We start from the raw sequence: 16,515 nt of genomic DNA, 5'->3' as shown, positions 1-16,515 counted from the left end.
GCACCCCGTGCCACCACCGTCGGCCGCAACGGGGTCAAATCCCCCAAGTCGTACGTCTCCTGGGGGTCCACGAGGCCAGTACCGGCCAGCGGGGGCGGCCTCCGGAGGGCGTTCCTGCCACTAAAGTCGAAGCCCGGGCCCTTTTCGCTCCCCCCTCCCCCACTCCTCTCCTTTTCGCGACTCCGGGATTCTCATGCATTTGATACACGGCACCGAATCGCCTTCCGTTCTCGTGACGGGAACGTCCTCCGACTCGCACACCTGGAATCTGGTCTTCCTGCAATTGTTCCTGGAGGAAATGGGCCACACCGTCGCCAATCTCGGCCCCTGCCCGCCCGACGACCTGGTGGTGGAGAGCGCCCTCGCGGTGCGCCCGGGCCTGATCGTGGTCAGCAGCGTCAACGGCCACGGTTTCACCGACGGCCTGCGGCTGATCCGCGCCCTGCGCGCCCGGCCCGAACTGGCCGCCACCACCGTCGTGATCGGCGGCAAGCTCGGCACCGACGGGCTGCGCAACGTGGGCCTGGTGCGCCGGCTGACCGCCGCGGGCTACGACCGCGTCTTCGACGACGGGGACCTCGCCGAGTTCCGCGAACTGGCCACCACCCGGATGCCCGCCCGAGCCGTGTCGTGACGTCGGCGCCCTTGCGCCCGGTCGCCTTCGGCGAGTTCGTGTCGCGGGCGCACGCGCGCGGCACGCTCGTGGTGCAGCCCAGGATGGGCTTCAGCGATCCCCGGCTGATGCGCGAAGGGCTGGCCGCGACCCGCTCCGCCGACGCCCTGACCGTCGGCACCCTCACGCTGGACAGCTATACGCGCGTGCGGGACCTGCCCGCCGCCCGGAAGGCCGTCGCCGAGGGCGCGCCCCTCAACGGCTACCCGCTGTGCACCCACCCCGCGGCCACCACCCACGCCCTGCTCGACGGCGTCCTCGACGCGGACTTCCCGGTACAGGTCAGGCACGGCTCGCCGCGCCCCGAGCACATCGTGTCCCGGCTGCTGGCGCTCGGCCTCGACGCCACCGAGGGCGGCCCCGTCTCGTACTGCCTGCCCTACGGCCGCACCGGCCTGGCCGACGCGGTGGCCGCCTGGCGCACCGCCTGCACGATGCTCGCCGAGGCCACCACCCCCGTCACCCCGCATCTGGAGAGCTTCGGCGGCTGCATGCTCGGGCAGCTCTGCCCGCCCTCCATGCTCGTCGCCATCAGCGCCCTGGAAGGCGCCTTCTTCGCCCAGTACGGCCTGCGCAGCGTGTCGTTGAGCTACGCCCAGCAGATCAGCCCGGAGCAGGACCGCGAGGCGGTGGCCGCGCTGCGCGGGCTCGCCGGCGAGCTGCTGCCCGGCGTCGACTGGCACATCGTGGTCTACGCCTACATGGGCGTGTACCCGCGGTCGCGGCCCGGCGCCCTGAGCCTGCTGACGGCCGCCGCCCGGCTGGCCGTCGAGTCCGGCGCCGCCCGGCTGATCGTGAAGACCGCGGCCGAGGCCCACCACATCCCGAGGATCGCGGACAACGTGGAGGCCCTGGAGACCGCGGCCGCCGCCGCCGCGCGTGCCACCCGGCTGCCCGGCCCCGCCGACTCCGAGGTGTACGCCGAGGCCCGCGCCCTCGTGCACACCGTGCTCGGCCTGCACGACGACATCGGCGAGGCGCTGGTCACCGCGTTCCGCCGCGGTCTGCTGGACATCCCCTTCTGTCTGCACCCCGACAACGCGGGCCGCACCAGGAGCTTCATCGACCACGAGGGACGGCTGCGCTGGTCGGACACCGGGGCGCTGCCGATCGGCGGCGCGAGCACGTCCTCCCGCACCGTGCTGACGTCCACCGACCTGCTCTCCGCGCTCTCCCACGTGCAGCGGTCCTACGACTGTGGAGGAATCCCATGACCAGCCCCTCGCCCGTCCCGGCCGACGCAGCGCCCGGGCCTTCCTGGCGGGGCTGCAGTCCCCGGGCGCAGCTGCGGATCCTCACCGGGCGTTCGGTCCGGGCACACTTCGCCAACCGCAAGGCCGTCGTGCTGAGCATGCTGCAGCCGGTGTTCATGCTGGTGCTGCTCAGCCAGGTGTTCGGTGCCATCGTGGACCGCGGCCGGCTGCCCGACGACATCTCCTACATCGACTACCTGCTGCCCGCCCTCCTGGTCACCACCGGCATCGGCCCCGCCGTGGCCTCGGGCATCGGCCTGGTCCGCGACATGGACAACGGCGTCGTGTCCCGGCTGCGGACGTTGCCCATCCACGCCTCGCTGATGCTGTTCGCCCGCAGCTTCGCCGATCTGCTGCGTACCGCCGGCCAGCTCGTCGTCCTGACGGTCGTCGCGGTGGCGTTCCTCGGCGCCGACCCGGCGGGCGGCGCCCCCGGGCTGCTGGCCGCGCTGGCGCTGACCTGCGGGGTGGTGTGGGCGATGACGTGGGTCTTCCTCGCGCTCGCCGCCTGGCTGCGCAACTCGGAGGCCATGCAGAGCGCCGGCTATCTGGTGACCTTCCCGCTGATGTTCGCCTCCAGCGCGTTCGTGCCCGCCGACCGGCTGCCCGACTGGCTGCAGGTCCTGGCCATGGTGAACCCCCTGTCGTACGCGATGGACGCCACCCGCAGCCTCGCCCTCGACCGGCCGCTCGGCACCGAGGTGTGGTCGGCGCTCGGCGCGAGCGCGCTGGTCGCCCTGGTCGGCTCGACGCTGGCCGTCCGGGCCTTCCGCAGGCCGGTGCGCTGACCCCGGCGAGGGCCGCGCCCACCCTCGGCCCGGCCCTCGCCCCGTCCCGATCCCGCCCCGTCCCGGGCGGGAGCCGCAGAGTTGGAGACCTCTCATGACCTCGTCCACGACCCCTTTGCTCGCCCGCATCGACGCGGGCCCGACCCCGCCCGCGGACGCCGCCGCGTGGCTGACCGGCGAACGGGACCGGATCCGCGCGGCCGTCGCCGAGCACGGGGCCGTCCTCGTCCGCGGCCTCGGCCTGGAAAGCCGCGCCGCGGCCGTCGAGGCGCTGCGGCGGGTCATCGGCGAACCGCTGGCCGAGCGGGAGGGGTTCGCCCCCCGCGACCGGTACGGCGAGGGCGTGCACTCCTCCTCGCACTGGCCCGCCGACCAGCCCATGTGCATGCACCACGAACTGAGTTACGCCGGTCGGGCGCCCGCCCTGCTGGCGTTCGCCTGCCTCACCGCCCCGGCCGAGGGCGGGGTGACGGCGCTCGCCGACGCCCGTGCGGTCCTGCGCGACCTGCCCGCCCCGCTCGTCGAGACGTTCCGCCGCGACGGCTGGCTTTTGACCCGGCACTACAACCCGCTGGTCGGCCTCGCCTGGCAGGACGCCTTCGGCACGGACGACCGGAAGGCCGTGGAGGAGTACGCGCTCACCCATGACATCGAACTGTCCTGGGACGCGGAGGGCGCGCTGCACACCCGCCAGCGGCGGCCCGCCGTCCTCACCCACCCCGGGACGGGCGAGGACTGCTGGTTCAACCAGATCGCGTTCCTCAACGAGTGGACGATGGCGCCCGAGGTCCGCGAGTTCCTCACCCTGGAGTTCGGCCCCGAGGGGCTGCCGTTCAACACCTTCCACGCCGACGGCACCCCCCTGGACCGGGCCACCGTCGACCTCATCAACGACGTCTACGAGAAGCACACCGTCCGCGAACCGTGGCGGCGCGGCGACCTGATGGTGGTGGACAACATCCGCATGGCGCACAGCCGCGAGCCCTACCGGGGCGAGCGCGAGATCCTGGTCGGCCTCGGCGAACCCTTCCGCCCCTGAACTCCCCGACGCCGCACGGCGCGTACGCCAAGGGGCCGCATCCGGGATGTCCTTTCCGGATGCGGCCCCTTCGGCACGTCCGCGTCAGTGGAAGCTGAGCGTGCGGTAGACCGTCACGTTGCCCGCCAGCTCCTGGCAGGCCTGGGCCGCCGCCGCCAGCTGGTGGGGGCAGTCCGGCGCCGCCGTGTCGAGCAGGACGCCGAGCGTGGTGCCGCTGTGCCCGACCACCACGCCGAGGCCGCCGACCTCACGGCAGATGCGGATCATCGGGTCCAGCGACCGCTTGTGCCGCAGCACCTGGTTCATCCGGGCGCTCTCGGTCGCCACCGCCCCGACCTCGGCGAGGTCGCGGCGGGCCACGGCGCCGGTGACGCGGTCGAGCAGCCGCGCGTACGCCCGCTTGTCGCCGGCGGTGAACGGCTTGGGGATGCTGTTGAAGTCGACGGTGTCCACCGCGCCGCCCTCGTCGATGCTGACCACGGCCATCGAGGGCAGCGACCCGAGCCGGGCGCGCAGCCGCACGCTGCGGTGGTGGAAGGCGACGACGGACGGGTAGAGCACGCCGTCGGTGGGTTCGATCCTGGCGAGGTAGGACTCGATGCGGCGCGGCGGCATCGGCTCGGCCAGGGCGTTGCCCACGGCCCGCGCGGTGGCCACCAGGTCCGCCGAGGAGCTGGCGAGGCCCTTGCCCTCGGGGAGCATGCTGTCGATGCGCAGCACACCGCCCGCGGGCCGCGCCGCGTCCGCCATGATCATGTGAACGAGCCGTCTGGCCTTCTTCTTGTGCGCCGGCCACACCTCCACGGTGTCGGAGTGCGGGTCCAGTTCGAACCGGGCCATGGCCCAGCGCGCGACGGGCAGCGTGACCAGGAAGTCCCCGTCCTCCTCGGGCAGCACGCCCTGGAGCAGTTCCCCGAAGGTCCCGAAGGCCGCGCTGACCCCGGTGGCGCCGACCCGGCGGTATCCGGCCGCGGGTGCGAGCGTCTGAATCGTCTTCACGCCGTCGCTGCTCCTCTCACCAGCGCCGCGGTCTGAGCCGGGCGCGTACTGACGAAATAGTGGCCGCCCTCGTCGAGCACGCGGAGCGTGACCCGGTCGGAGACCGCCTTCCAGTCCTCGTAGGTGTCCGCGAACCGTGCCGTCGCCGGGTCGTCGTGCGCGACGACGACCTCCACCCGCGCGGCGACGCGGAACGGCTCGGCGTCCTCGCGCAGCCGCAGCAGCCGCCGGTCGGTGGTGAGCACGTCGTGGCGGTAGGCGCGGCCGACGACGTCGGCGCGCTCCGGCTTCAGCTCGTCCAGCTCCACGTACGCGTTGTCGGCGCGCAGCCGGGAGAGCAGCGTGTGGTTGTCGGCCCGTTCCATCTCGGCCATCTCGGCGCGCAGTGTCGCCTCGTCGTCCAGGAGCTGGGCGCCGATGAAGACCCGCTCCACGGCGCGTCCCGTCTCCTCCAGGCGGCGCGCCGTCTCCAGGGCGGTGACGGCGCCCGCGCAGTGGCCCCACAGCAGGACCGGCGTGCTCACGCGCGCGGTGATCTCCTGCGCGACGCGGCGGGCGATCTCCTCGATGCCGACGAGCGGCTCGTCGGCGCCCGCCAGGTCGTGGCCGGGCAGTTCGACGCCGAGGACCGCGATGCCGTCACGCTCCAGCGCGGCGGCCAGCGAGCGGAAATTGACGGCGTTGCCGCCGGCGTAGGGGAAGCACACGAGCGTGTGGTGCGGGTTGCGGACGCCGGACAGCGGCTGGAGCAGGCCCGCGGCCGGGGCGCCCGCGCCCGTGCCCTCGCGGTCGGCGAGGACCGTGGCGAGGTCGGCGAGGACCGGGTGGGCGACCAGGTCCTTGAGGGAGAGCGCCCGGTCCATGTTGACCAGGAGCCGCACCGCGGCCAGTGAGGTGCCGCCCAGCTCGAAGAAGTTGTCGGCCCTGCCGATGCGCTCCAGGGGCACGCCGAGGACCTCGGCCCACAGCATCGCCAGGCGCTGTTCGCCGGGAGTGCGGGGGGCGGCGTAGGGGGCGCCGCCGTGACCGAGGGTGCCGGCCAGGCGGATGAGGGCCTTCTTGTCGACCTTGCCGTTCTCGGTGAGGGGCAGCCGCTCCAGCTGGTGGAAGTAGGTCGGCACCATGTAGTCGGGCAGCAGCCCGGCGAGGAAGTCCCTGGCGCGCTCGGCGGGCAGCTCCTGACCCGCGGCGAAGAACGCCACGAGGTTGCGCAGTTCACCGGGCCCGCCGTCGATGACGACGGCCGCCTCGCGGATGCCGTCCAGGGCGAGCAGCTTGTTCTCGATCTCGCCGATCTCGATGCGGAAGCCGCGGATCTTGACCTGTTCGTCGCGGCGGCCGAGGTATTCGACGCGGCCCTCGGGCAGCCACCGGCCGAAGTCGCCCGTGCGGTACATCCGGGTGTTCTCCCGGAACGGGTCGGGCACGAACGCCTGCCGGGTGCGCTCCTCGTCGTTGATGTAGCCGCGGCCCACGGCGACGCCGGAGAAGGCGATCTCGCCCGGGGAGCCGAGCGGCGCGAGCGCGAGGTTCTCGTCGAGGATGTAGGTGTTGACGTTCCGCAGCGACCTGCCGACGGTGACGAAGTCCCGCTCGGGTACGCCGTCGAGGACCTCGTGCATGGTGTCGTCGGACACCTCGGTGGCGCCGTAGGCGTTGACCAGCTTGATGTCGGGGAAGGCGGCGAACCACCGCTGCACCAGCTCGTACTTGAGCGCCTCGCCGGTCACGGACAGGGTGTGCAGGGCGCCCAGCGGCCGGGGGTGCTGCTCCAGGTGCGTGAGCAGCACCTCCAGGTACGAGGGGACGATCTGCGCGACGGTGACCCGCCCCTCGACCAGCTCGTCCAGGAAGCCGCCGACGTCCATCAAAAGCGCGGTGTCCACGATCCGCACGCTGCCGCCGGTGAGCAGCGGCGCGGCGAACTGCCACAGGGAGATGTCGAAGCACTGGGAGGCGGTCTGCGTGACGACCTCGCCGGGGCCCTCCGCCAGCTCCATGTCCTCGATCTTCATGTGGAGGTGGTTGAGCATGCCGGCGTGCTCGCACAGCGCGCCCTTGGGAGCGCCGGTGGACCCGGAGGTGAAGTAGATGTACGCGGCCTGCCCCGGGGTAAGAGGAACGCCGGGCGGCTCGACGGGCACGCCGGACGCCTGGATCTCGGGCACCGAGAGCAGCGCGGGCGGGCGGGCGACACCGGCCGCCGCGTCCCGCATCAGCGCCGCGCTCGCGGGCTCGGTGAGGGCGAACGCGCAGGCGCTGCGCTCCAATTGGGTGGCGACGCGGTCGGCGGGGAAGTCGGGGCGCACCGGCAGGTAGACCCCGCCGGCCTTGAAGACGCCGAGGGCGGCGGCGATCCAGTCCAGGGTGCGGTCCATGGCGACGGCGACGACGTCCTCGGTGCCGGCGCCGGCCGCGAGGAGGGCGTGGGCGACGCGGTTGGCGCGCTCGTCCAGCTCCCGGTAGCTCCAGCGGACCGCGCCGTGCACGGCGGCGACGGCGTCGGGAGCGCTGCGCACACGCTCCTCGAAGAGGTCGACGAAGGTGCGCTCCCCCAGCTCGACGCGGGGCCCGGCCAGGCCGTGGAGCTGGGTCTCCACCTCCGCCTCGGCGAGCAGGCTCTGGCGGTGGTGCGGGCGGGCGGTGTCCGCCACGAGGTGGCGCAGCGCCGCCAGGTGGTAGCCGGCGAGGCGGGAGGCGTACGACTCGTCCAGCTCGGCCCGGTCGTAGGCGATCTCCAGGTCGAGGGTGTCCCCCGCGCGGACCCAGGCGACGCGCAGCACCTCGCCCGCGGCGGTCCCGCCCGCGGCTTCGCGTGCCTCGGGGCGCGCGTCGAGGCCCGACAGGTCGAGGACCGCCTCCGGGACGGCCTCCGCGGTGTGCGTGGCCGTCAGGGCGGCGCCGGCGTGCTCGACCAGCTCCGCCCAGCTGGAGTCGTCGACGGCGAGCCGCAGCGGCGCGGCGGGGCGGCCCGCGGCGGCCACGTGGCCGATGAGCAGGCCCCGCTCCGCGGAGACCGTGGCGAGGACCCTGGCGTGTGCGGCGAGCAGCAACGCGCGCCGGTCGGCGCCCAGTTCGGCGGCGGTGCGGCCGAGGTCGCGCAGCAGTTCCTCGGGCAGTGACGTCCGGTGCAGGCCGATGCCCTCTGCGCGGGCGCCGGGCCTGGTCCACCGGGGAATCCTGGTGAAAGCGTGCTCTCCTGTGCGGTCCTTCATCGTCCCCCGACCCCTTCTCCGTCCAGTGCTTGTGGTGCTGCCTGCTGCTGGAAACCGATCCTGATCAGCCGGGCGGCGTCCAGCGCGTGCCGCTCGGCCTCCTCGCCGCTCCCCCCGGTGGCCACCACACAGGCCAGCCGGTCCTGGAAGGAGTGCGTGACGCGCAGGGTCCGGCCGATGGTGGCGGAGCCGGTGGTGGCGGCGGCCACGACGCGGGGCGCCGCCGCGGCCCGCTCCAGTCCTTCGACGGCGCTCACCCGCCGTTCGGGGTCCTGTGCCGTGCCCGTCGCGAGGAGGAAGCGGATGGCGGCGTGGCCCGCGGCGGGCCCGGCGGCGGGCGCGTCCTGCCCCGCGGCGCGGGCGATCACCTCGTCCACCAGGTCCCGGCCGGTGGCGGCCCGTACGGCGACGGGGATCATGCCGCCCGCGAGGCGCGGGTTGACCTCGATGACGACGGGGCCGCTCGCGGACAGGCGCAGTTCGGTGTGGGCGGCGCCCCAGCCGAGGCCGAGGGCGGCGAGCGCGGCGCGGGCGGTGTCCCCGAGCGCGGCCAGGGCCGCGGGGCCGGCGGGCGCGGGCACGTCGTGCCCGGTCTCCACGAAGTACGGCTCGGGACCGAGGTGCTTGCCGACGACGGTGACGACGTGGTCGTCGAAGGTCTCCACGGAGAACTCGGGGCCCTCCACGGCCGCCTCGACCAGGATCCGGGAGGGCACCGGGGTGCCGCGCTCGTCGGTCGCCCGGCCGAGCAGCTCGCGGGCCCACCGCGTGGTCTCGGCCCGGTCCCGGCACAGCTTCACCCCGACCGAACCGGAGCCGCTGACCGGCTTGAGGACCACGGGGTGCCCGATGTCCTCGGCGGCCGCGACGGCGTCGGCGACCTCGCCGACGGCCGCGAAGCGGGGCACGGGCACGCCCGCGTCGGCGAGCAGGGCCCGCTGGACGTCCTTGGCGCGGCAGCGTGCGACGGCGTCCGCGTCCGGGGCGGGCAGCCCCAGCTTGGCGGCGGTACGGGCGGCGGTCACCACGTAGTACTCGGAGCTGCTGGTGACGCCGGCGAGCCCCGCGCCCCGGGCGAGCGCGGCGCACTCCTCGTACACGGCGTCCGCGTCCGAGGTGTCCAGTACGACGGTGTCGACGCCGTCCTCGGCGACGTACCCGTACCGGCCGGGGTCCCGGGTCAGCAGCACCGGCCGCAGCCCGCGGGCGCGGGCGGCGGCGCAGAAGTCCCGTCCGGTACCGGTGGTGTTGCTCTCCACGAACGCGAACCACCGCGCTCCGGTCCCGCTCATCGGCCCTCTCCCCTCGTCGTCCCCGATGCCAGGAGGTCGCCGACGGCCGTGTCCAGTCGCAGCTCCGCCTCGCGCAGCCGGTCCCGGTGTGCGGTCAGCCGGGCCCCGTGGGCCGCGAGCCGCTCGCGCAGGGTGGCGACGACGGCCGCACAGGTGCCGGGGCCGCCACCGCGGTCGTGGGCGGCGACGACCTCGCTCAGCGAGGGGACCTCCGCGCTCACGTCGGCGGGCATGCCGTCGGGCAGCGTGATCCCGGTGAGTTCGCGCTCGCCCGCCTCGACGGCCTCGCGGACCGCCGCGCCCACGACGTGGTGGGCGGTGCGGAACGGGACGCCCTGGGTGACCAGGCGGTTGGCGATGACGGTGGCGGTGGTGAAACCCTCCCGCGCCCGCTGCGCCATCCGCTCGGGCACCGGGCGGGCCCCGCTCACCAGCACCTGGGCGAGCAGCACGCTGTCGCGTACGGCGGCCAGCGCGCCCCAGGCGCCGGAGACCGCCTCGGTGCCGACCTCGATGGAGTTGGTGAACGGCGTGGACTTCGTGGCGGACGCGGACGCGGTCCAGGCGCCGAGTGCGTGCGCGGCCTTGGCCTTGACGTGTTCCAGGAGGAACGCGTTGCGTTTTTGCGGCATGGCCGAGCTGCCGCCCACCAGCCGCTCGGGGAACTCCACGAAGGCGAACTCCTGGGTGCTCCACAGCTGGAGGTCGGTGGCGAGCCTGCTCAGCGTGAGCGCGGCACCGGCGGCGGCGCCCAGGGCGCGCAGCACGCCGTCCCTGGCCGCGACGGCGTCCATCGCGTGCAGCGGGGGCGCGGTGAAGCCGAGGAGGGCCGCGGTGCGGGCCGGTTCGATCGGCAGGTCGGTGCCGGAGACGGCGCCCGCGCCCAGCGGACAGCGGTCGAGTCCGTCGAGGGTCTGCCGCAGTGCGGTGATGTCCCGGTCGAGTGCGGTGGCGATGCCGGCCAGGTAGTAGCCGTAGCTGATGGGCATGGCCGGCTGGAAGTGCGTGTAGACGGGCATGGGCACGCCGTGGTGGGCGCGGGCGCGGGCCAGCAGGACGCCCTGCATGCGCTGCACCTCGCCCAGCAGGCCGATGAGTTCGGCGCGCAGCCGCATCGCGGTGATCGTGGCCTTGATGTCGTTGCGGGAGCGGCCGGTGTGCAGCTTGCCGCCGATGTCGGCACCGAGTTCGGCGACGAGGTGCCCCTCGTACATCAGGTAGAGGCCGCGGGGCGCGTCCGTGCCGTACAGCTCGGCGAAGTCGTCGGCCCGCAGCCGGGTGATCCGCTCCAGGAGGGCGGCGGCCGCGTCCTTCGGCAGCAGGCCGCACTCGGTGAGCATGACGACATGGGCGAGGTCGACGGTGGTGGTGTGGTGCAGTTCGTCGCGGATCTCGGCGGGTCCCGGCGTCCCGTAGACCACGCGGCGGGTCCGCGGGCCCAGGGTGCGGGTGAGGCGGCCGGTGCCCGGTGCGGCGAGGGTCATGAGCGGGCCCGGGCGGCCAGCGGGCCCACGTCGGTGCGGGGCACGGTGCCCGGCACGTCCTCGTAGCGGCGGCGGTTCCAGGCGAGGCGGGTCCAGCCGTCGCCGGCGTCCGCGAAGTCGTCGATCAGGACGGGCTCCTCGGGCAGGGCTTCCAGGCGCTGCCCGTGCTCGGTCAGCCAGGCGTCGTCGTACACGGTGGCCTGGTAGCGGTAGCCCTCGTCGGGGAGCATCACCACGCACAGCTCGTCGGGGTGGCGGGCGGCGTACCACTGGGCGGCGAGGAAGGCGGCACCGCTGGTGGGGCCCTGGAAGAGGGCGTGCCGGGCGTGCAGGGCGCGGGTGGAGGCGTAGGCCTCGGCCGCGGAGCACCAGTGGACCTCGTCGAAGACGGAGTGGTCGAGGTTGGCGGGCCACAGGCTGTTGCCGAGGCCGCGCAGCGCGCGGGGCCCGTCGGGCTGGCCGAAGAGCACGCTGCGGTGGGTGTCGACGCCGATGGCCCGGGTGTGCGGGGTGACCTCGCGCAGGCCGCGGGTCGTGCCGCACATGGAACCGCCCGAACCGACGGGCCCCACCAGGCAGTCGACGGTGCCGAGCAGCTTGCTGAGCTGCTGCGCGACGACGCCGTACGAGCCCGGGTTGTCGGGGTTGGTGTACTGCTCGGGGCAGTAGGTGTCCGGGAGTTCGGCGCGTATCTCGGCGAGTCTGCGCAGTCGGGCGCCCTGGAAGCCGCCGACGGGCGCGGGCTCCCGGCAGATCTCCACGCGGGCGCCGAGGTCGGTGAGCCGGCGGTAGAGGTTGGCGTCGATGGCGGGGTCGCTCACCAGCACCAGCTCCCGCTCCATCAGGGCGCTCTCCATGGCGAGTGCGAGCCCGAAGGTGCCCGACGTGGTCTCCACGATCACCGTGCCGTCAGCCAGCTCGCCCCGCTGTTCCGCGCTCCGCAGGATGGTGCGGGCGGGCAGCAGCTTCATCAGCGTGAAGACCGCGCCGTACAGGTTGGGGGCGAGCCGGATGACGCGCGGCATCATCGTGGCCTCGGTGATCGAGTAGTACGTGGGCGTGGTGAGCGCCATGGAAGTGCTCCCAGGGTCGGGAAGAGAGAAAAGGGAAGGGGACGAGCGGGGAAGAGGACGAGCAGGGGTGGGGGTCAGGAGTGTGCCGGGGCGGCGGGCAGCCGCTCGGCGAGGTTGATGTAGACGTCGTCCAGGGTCGGTTCGGCCAGGGAGATCTCGACGATTCCCACGCCCGCCTCGTCCAGCGCCCTGACCACCGCGGCCAGTCCGGTGGACGCCTCCACGGGAACGGCGACGAGGCCCTCGGGTTCGCCGGACGCCGGTTCGAGTCCGGCGGCACGCAGCGCGCCGAGGGCGGCGGGCACCGCGGCGCCGTCGGCCAGGGTGGCCCGGACGGTGCTGACGCCGAGGCGGCCCTTGAGCTCCGCGACCGTGCCGTCGGCGATGGTCGAGCCGTGTCCGAGGACGACGACGCGGTCCGCCAGCTGCTCGGCCTCCTCGAGGTACTGGGTGGTGAGGAGCACGGTCGTGCCGTCGGCCACGGTCGCGCGCACCAGCTCCCACAGGGCGTTGCGGCTGACCGGGTCGAGTCCGGTGGTCGGCTCGTCGAGGAAGAGCACCTGCGGGTGGCCGACGAAGCTGCCCGCGAGGTCGAGGCGGCGGCGCATCCCGCCGGAGTACGAACCGGCGGTGCGGCCGGCCGCCTTGGTCAGGTCGAACATCTCCAGCAGCTCGTCGGCGCGGGCCCGCGCCTCCCGCTTGTTCGCGCCGAGCAGCCGGGCCACGAGGATGAGGTTCTCGCGCCCCGAGAGGCTTTCGTCGACGGCCGCGAACTGTCCGGTGAGACCGATGCGCCGGCGCACCTCGGGCGCTTCGCGCACCACGTCGAAGCCGGCGACGCGGGCCGTGCCGCCGGTGGGCGGCAGTGCGGTGGCGAGGATGCTGACCAAGGTGCTCTTGCCCGCTCCGTTATGTCCGAGCAGGCAGAGGACTTCCCCTTTCCCCACGCTGAGGCTGACACCGTTGAGAGCCTGCATGGAGCCGAACTTACGGCTTATTTCTGTGGCTTCGATCATCATGCTGCTCACGGAATGTCATTCCTCGCAAATTGCGTATCAGGGCACCCGAGGTGGAGGCGAAACCATTCCTACACACCCCGCTTCGCACGCCACAAGAACAGCTACAGCAAGCTGCCATGGGGTCCGCGCACGGCCGGGGCGCCCGGTTCCGTGTGACAATTTCTTACCCGGCTCGGCGGCGGTCGACGGGCCTTTCGACGAGCGGGGCGAGCAGTCCGAGTTCGACGGCCCTGGCCCCGGCCTGGAACCGGGAGTTGGCTCCCAGTTCACGGGTTATTTCCGCAACGTTCCTGCGATAGGTGCGCACGGACATGCCCAGCTCGCGGGCGGCGACTTCGTCGGTGCGGCCGGAGTTGAGGGCCAGCAGTATCCGCCGGGCCAGAGCGCTGCGCGAACGGTCGCTCAGACTGCGGTAGTCGGAGAGCGCGGCGCTGCCCGACCACGAGACGCTGAAGAGAGTGCGCAGGTTGCGCAGGACGGCGGAGGCGTGCACCAGGACGGCCTCACGGACGTCGAGGCCGCTGCGGGACCAGACGACGCCCGCCGCCCCGTCGGCCAGGACCATCTCCTGGAGCGGTCCGCGGGCGAGCCGGGCCTCGACGCCCGGCGCGTACTTGTCGAGGTGCTCGGCGAGCACACGGTCCTCCAACAGGCCCACGCGGCCCAGGAGCTGGACCTCGACGCCGCGCGCCGCGGCCCGGCCGAGATGGCCGATGAGCTGGAGCGTCTCCTCTTCGCCCTTGCCGGAGAGGACGACGGCGAGCGTGCGTCCGGCGGAGGCGACCACCTGTTCGGTGGCGGCCCCGACGGAACCCTCGTCCGGGTCGAGGGCGGCGACGAGGCGCCCTTCGCTGCGGTGGCGGTCGACGGCTGTCTCGACGAGTCTGCGCGCTTCGAGGAGCATGCGCTCGACCTCGCCGTGAGAGGGTGCGGGCGTCTGCGCTCTCAGCGCGGCGAATATCGGCCCGGAATCCGAGGAAAGATCGGCATTGGTAGACATACGCGGTACAGCTCCCCCTGAAGCTTAACCAACATCAGCCCGAAACGACATGATCGTAGTGATCGAAGTGATCGTGATCGAAGTGATCGAACACTCCGCGGAAAGGACATCGCGGAGGACAGTTCAAGAGCCGTCGTATTAACCGGCGTTCATCACCGGGTATTCCCGCGGCGGCACATCCGGTCGGACGGACAACACATGCAGTACATGCGACACACTGGAGATGCCCCCATTCCCCCGTGGAAACCCGGGACGCGCCTCGCGCCGCCGGATTCAAGTCACCCTTCAGGGCTCCTCTTGTTGCAACCCTAACCAAACGGCCCGCACAACGTCAACGAAGGCCAAAGGCGTCCCGGGCCATCGTTTTACGGGAAACCTCATGGTGCGGACCGCGGTCTTCAGGTAGGCCGTCAGGTGCTTGATGTGACGACTTGTTACAAACTGATGAGTAGCATAGCCCGACCTCCCGGGCCCCTCATCCCGGGGTGAATGAAGTACCGGGAGGTCACAGCGTTAAACGAATACGCTCGTTGAACCTAGGACAGCTGCCCGTCATAGTCCGGCAATTTGAACCCGCACTCCGCGTGACCGCCGGCGAAGTCCGAGCCGTTATTGCCTATGTTGGCGATGATCGCGTAGCCGCGGCCCTCGATCTCGGCGCGCTTGGCGGCCTTGAACTCGGCCGGGCTGCCGAAGAGATCACCGAAAGTCCGCTGGTAGAGGCCGTCCACCGGGTAGCCGACGGACGTCAGGTTCGCCTTGGTGACCAGCTCGATGAGGTCGGGGCGCGCGGTGACGAAGAACACAGCCACGCCCCGCTCCTTCGCCTGCTTGGCGATCTCCAGGACCGGCTTGACGGCGGGGGTCGGCGGGAACGGGTGGAAATGCGTCTCCAGCGAGGTGTTGTCGATGTCGAGCACGATCGCCAGCTTCTGCCCGGCGCCCTCCGCGATCCGCTTCTCCAGGTACGGCCGCACCTCGTCCGTCACCTTGAGGACGTCGCGCTGCCAGGTCCCGTAGTCGACGGCGGCCGCGGCGGCGGGGGCCTGGGCGGCCGGCCGCCCTGCGGTCTCGGTCGCCTGCGCCCCGCCCACGGCGCCGAACCCGAAGAGGGTGGCCGCCGCCACCGTCGTGCCTACGCGCCGTCTCCACTGAGCCGTGGTCATGGAAAACCTCCAGATTACGTGCGACACGCGGCCCCAGGGGCCGCGACCTGTGCTCAACATAGGCCGGGGCCAAGGGTGTTGGGGCGGCCCATGTCCGCAACCGGAGCGAGGCGGCGACCTGGCACGTGTCAGGTCCGCGGCCCGTCCTCGGCCTTTCCGCCGAACCGGCTTGATCCTTGGCAGGTAATTGCCAGTGCCTTTTGGCGGGAATAGAAGGTGATGTCCCTTTGGCCGCGGCGGCCCGAGGGCGCGGGGCGGCTTGGGGGGCGGGGCGGCTCGGTGCGGACCTGCGGGGGGCCTCTGGGGTCCTCAGTGCGCTTCGGCGGGCGCGCCCGCGGTTACGACAGCACGACCCCGTCCATCACCAGCGCCGCCACGAGACCCGCCGCGAGGAGCCAGGTGCCGAGCCTGGTCCGGCCGCGGCGGCTCAGCTCGATCACTCCTCCGCAGAGGATGAGCAGCAGCCCGTACACCCCGACGACCAGGACGGACGAGCGGCTCGCCAGCCGCAGCGCCAGGACCACCGCCGCCGCGGCCATCAGCAAGGACGCCGCGGCGACGCGGGCGCGGCGGGCGCGGGCGGCCGGGGTCGGGCCGACGGGCCGGGCGTCCGGCTCGGGACCGGGCGGAGTGGGGGGCTGGTCCGACTGCTCGGACCGGTCGGACTGGTCGGGCGCGCTCATGGTGGTGGATCGTAATCGCTCACGCGAGCGGACCGATGAGGAACGGCCGCTTCACAGCACCGCCCCACGCGGCGCGGGGCCCCGCGTACGCCGTGCGGTCGTGCACGGCGTACGCGGAACCCGTCGGCGGGGCGGGGAAGCCGCTCGGGCAGGGCTCAGTACTTGACGTCCGAGCAGGCGTAGAACGCGTTGCCCGTGTCCGCGATCGTCCAGACCGCGACGATCACGTGGTGCCCGCTGCGGCCACCGGGGACGGTGCCGCTGTGCGAGAGGGTCGCGGGCGGCTGCTGGCTGTTGTACGGCACGGTGAGGAACGGCGTGGTGTCCAGGGCCGCCCTGGTCACCGGCTGGCTGTCGTCCCAACCCTGCTTGGTGATGTAGTACTTGAAGTCCGTGGTGCGGTGGCGCGCGGTGAACTGCCAGCGGAACGTGTAGCTCTGTCCGCCGCTCACCGCCGTCGTGGGCCAGGCCCCGCCCCCGGGCGTCCGCGGCGAGTTGAGCTGGTTGAAGCCGGCTATGCCCGCCGAACAGATCTTGCCGTCGGCCGGTCCGCCCGCCGGGAAGCCCTTGGGACCCTCGACGCTCTGCGGTTCGTACTGGATGGAGCCGCAGTTCGTCACCACGCCCTTGGCGCAGTTGATCTGCCTGCTGGCGGGCAGATCGGTGTAGCCGTGGCCGCTGGCGCCACCGGTGGACAGCGCGACGGCGCCGACCGTGGTGAGGCCGACCATGGCCGCGTACATCTTCTTCTTTCGCATGTGCCGCTCCTGACCGAACGTGGGGAGTTCCGGGGACGTGCGCGCACTGCGGTCTAGACCAAGTCTCAGATTA

14 protein-coding genes are annotated in these 16,515 nt (G+C 72.8%); 4 read left to right on the top strand and 10 right to left on the bottom strand.

Features of this window, described 5'->3' with window-relative positions; all coding sequences use genetic code 11:
* Window positions 1–232 precede the first annotated feature (232 nt).
* From ABZ385_RS09990 to ABZ385_RS09975, 4 genes are all read left to right on the top strand, one after another.
* Entirely contained in the window at window positions 233–634 is a 402-nt protein-coding gene (locus ABZ385_RS09990) for a cobalamin-dependent protein (RefSeq protein ID WP_358581388.1), read from the top strand.
* Window positions 631–1,887, top strand: coding sequence for a methylaspartate mutase (locus tag ABZ385_RS09985; protein ID WP_358910757.1), 1,257 nt, complete (start codon window positions 631–633; stop codon window positions 1,885–1,887). Before ABZ385_RS09990 ends, ABZ385_RS09985 begins: the two co-directional genes overlap by 4 nt.
* Window positions 1,884–2,714: an ABC transporter permease gene (locus tag ABZ385_RS09980; RefSeq protein WP_358910755.1), complete on the top strand. Its 831-nt coding sequence runs from the start codon at window positions 1,884–1,886 to the stop codon at window positions 2,712–2,714. The genes ABZ385_RS09985 and ABZ385_RS09980 overlap by 4 nt, the downstream gene beginning before the upstream one ends.
* A 94-nt stretch (window positions 2,715–2,808) precedes the next feature.
* Window positions 2,809–3,753, top strand: coding sequence for a TauD/TfdA family dioxygenase (locus tag ABZ385_RS09975; RefSeq protein WP_358910754.1), 945 nt, complete (start codon window positions 2,809–2,811; stop codon window positions 3,751–3,753).
* A gap of 84 nt (window positions 3,754–3,837) precedes the next feature.
* Here ABZ385_RS09975 and ABZ385_RS09970 read toward each other — a convergent pair whose 3' ends face one another.
* From ABZ385_RS09970 to ABZ385_RS09925, 10 genes are all read right to left on the bottom strand, one after another.
* On the bottom strand, window positions 3,838–4,752 hold the full coding sequence (locus tag ABZ385_RS09970; RefSeq protein WP_358581399.1) for a kinase: 915 nt from the start codon (window positions 4,750–4,752) through the stop codon (window positions 3,838–3,840).
* Window positions 4,749–7,967: an amino acid adenylation domain-containing protein gene (locus tag ABZ385_RS09965; protein WP_358910752.1), complete on the bottom strand. Its 3,219-nt coding sequence runs from the start codon at window positions 7,965–7,967 to the stop codon at window positions 4,749–4,751. The genes ABZ385_RS09970 and ABZ385_RS09965 overlap by 4 nt, the downstream gene beginning before the upstream one ends.
* Window positions 7,964–9,259: an ATP-grasp domain-containing protein gene (locus tag ABZ385_RS09960; protein WP_358910750.1), complete on the bottom strand. Its 1,296-nt coding sequence runs from the start codon at window positions 9,257–9,259 to the stop codon at window positions 7,964–7,966. The genes ABZ385_RS09965 and ABZ385_RS09960 overlap by 4 nt, the downstream gene beginning before the upstream one ends.
* A complete protein-coding gene (argH, locus tag ABZ385_RS09955; RefSeq protein WP_358910748.1) occupies window positions 9,256–10,743 on the bottom strand; it encodes an argininosuccinate lyase in 1,488 nt (495 codons plus the stop codon). The genes ABZ385_RS09960 and argH overlap by 4 nt, the downstream gene beginning before the upstream one ends.
* Window positions 10,740–11,816, bottom strand: coding sequence for a cysteine synthase family protein (locus ABZ385_RS09950; RefSeq protein WP_358581409.1), 1,077 nt, complete (start codon window positions 11,814–11,816; stop codon window positions 10,740–10,742). The genes argH and ABZ385_RS09950 overlap by 4 nt, the downstream gene beginning before the upstream one ends.
* A gap of 74 nt (window positions 11,817–11,890) precedes the next feature.
* Window positions 11,891–12,835 (bottom strand): ATP-binding cassette domain-containing protein, encoded by a 945-nt coding sequence (locus ABZ385_RS09945; protein ID WP_358910878.1) that lies wholly within the window; start codon window positions 12,833–12,835, stop codon window positions 11,891–11,893.
* A gap of 163 nt (window positions 12,836–12,998) precedes the next feature.
* Window positions 12,999–13,739: a TrmB family transcriptional regulator sugar-binding domain-containing protein gene (locus ABZ385_RS09940; protein WP_358581411.1), complete on the bottom strand. Its 741-nt coding sequence runs from the start codon at window positions 13,737–13,739 to the stop codon at window positions 12,999–13,001.
* Window positions 13,740–14,371: 632 nt separating this feature from the next.
* A complete protein-coding gene (locus ABZ385_RS09935) occupies window positions 14,372–15,001 on the bottom strand; it encodes an HAD family acid phosphatase (RefSeq protein ID WP_358581413.1) in 630 nt (209 codons plus the stop codon).
* Between the two features lie 338 nt (window positions 15,002–15,339).
* Window positions 15,340–15,684: a hypothetical protein gene (locus ABZ385_RS09930; RefSeq protein WP_358910746.1), complete on the bottom strand. Its 345-nt coding sequence runs from the start codon at window positions 15,682–15,684 to the stop codon at window positions 15,340–15,342.
* A 155-nt stretch (window positions 15,685–15,839) separates the two neighbouring features.
* Window positions 15,840–16,442 carry a lytic polysaccharide monooxygenase gene (locus ABZ385_RS09925; RefSeq protein ID WP_358581417.1) on the bottom strand — a complete coding sequence of 201 codons (603 nt, stop codon included), beginning with the start codon at window positions 16,440–16,442 and terminating at the stop codon, window positions 15,840–15,842.
* Window positions 16,443–16,515: the final 73 nt, after the last annotated feature.

Origin of the sequence: Streptomyces sp. NPDC005898, from assembly GCF_040629635.1 — a bacterium.
Lineage (GTDB): Bacteria > Actinomycetota > Actinomycetes > Streptomycetales > Streptomycetaceae > Streptomyces.
The sequence above is the reverse complement of the archived record's forward strand: the minus strand, read 5'-3'. Positions and strand labels throughout refer to the sequence as shown.

Coding starts and splice junctions, on each gene's coding strand:
- ABZ385_RS09930 (WP_358910746.1), bottom strand. CDS start 15,684: ATGAGCGCGCCCGACCAGTCCGACCGGTCCGAGCAGTCGGACCAGCCC.
- argH (WP_358910748.1), bottom strand. CDS start 10,743: ATGACCCTCGCCGCACCGGGCACCGGCCGCCTCACCCGCACCCTGGGC.
- ABZ385_RS09925 (WP_358581417.1), bottom strand. CDS start 16,442: ATGCGAAAGAAGAAGATGTACGCGGCCATGGTCGGCCTCACCACGGTC.
- ABZ385_RS09935 (WP_358581413.1), bottom strand. CDS start 15,001: ATGACCACGGCTCAGTGGAGACGGCGCGTAGGCACGACGGTGGCGGCG.
- ABZ385_RS09940 (WP_358581411.1), bottom strand. CDS start 13,739: ATGCTCCTCGAAGCGCGCAGACTCGTCGAGACAGCCGTCGACCGCCAC.
- ABZ385_RS09965 (WP_358910752.1), bottom strand. CDS start 7,967: ATGAAGGACCGCACAGGAGAGCACGCTTTCACCAGGATTCCCCGGTGG.
- ABZ385_RS09975 (WP_358910754.1), top strand. CDS start 2,809: ATGACCTCGTCCACGACCCCTTTGCTCGCCCGCATCGACGCGGGCCCG.
- ABZ385_RS09950 (WP_358581409.1), bottom strand. CDS start 11,816: ATGGCGCTCACCACGCCCACGTACTACTCGATCACCGAGGCCACGATG.
- ABZ385_RS09960 (WP_358910750.1), bottom strand. CDS start 9,259: ATGAGCGGGACCGGAGCGCGGTGGTTCGCGTTCGTGGAGAGCAACACC.
- ABZ385_RS09980 (WP_358910755.1), top strand. CDS start 1,884: ATGACCAGCCCCTCGCCCGTCCCGGCCGACGCAGCGCCCGGGCCTTCC.
- ABZ385_RS09945 (WP_358910878.1), bottom strand. CDS start 12,835: ATGATGATCGAAGCCACAGAAATAAGCCGTAAGTTCGGCTCCATGCAG.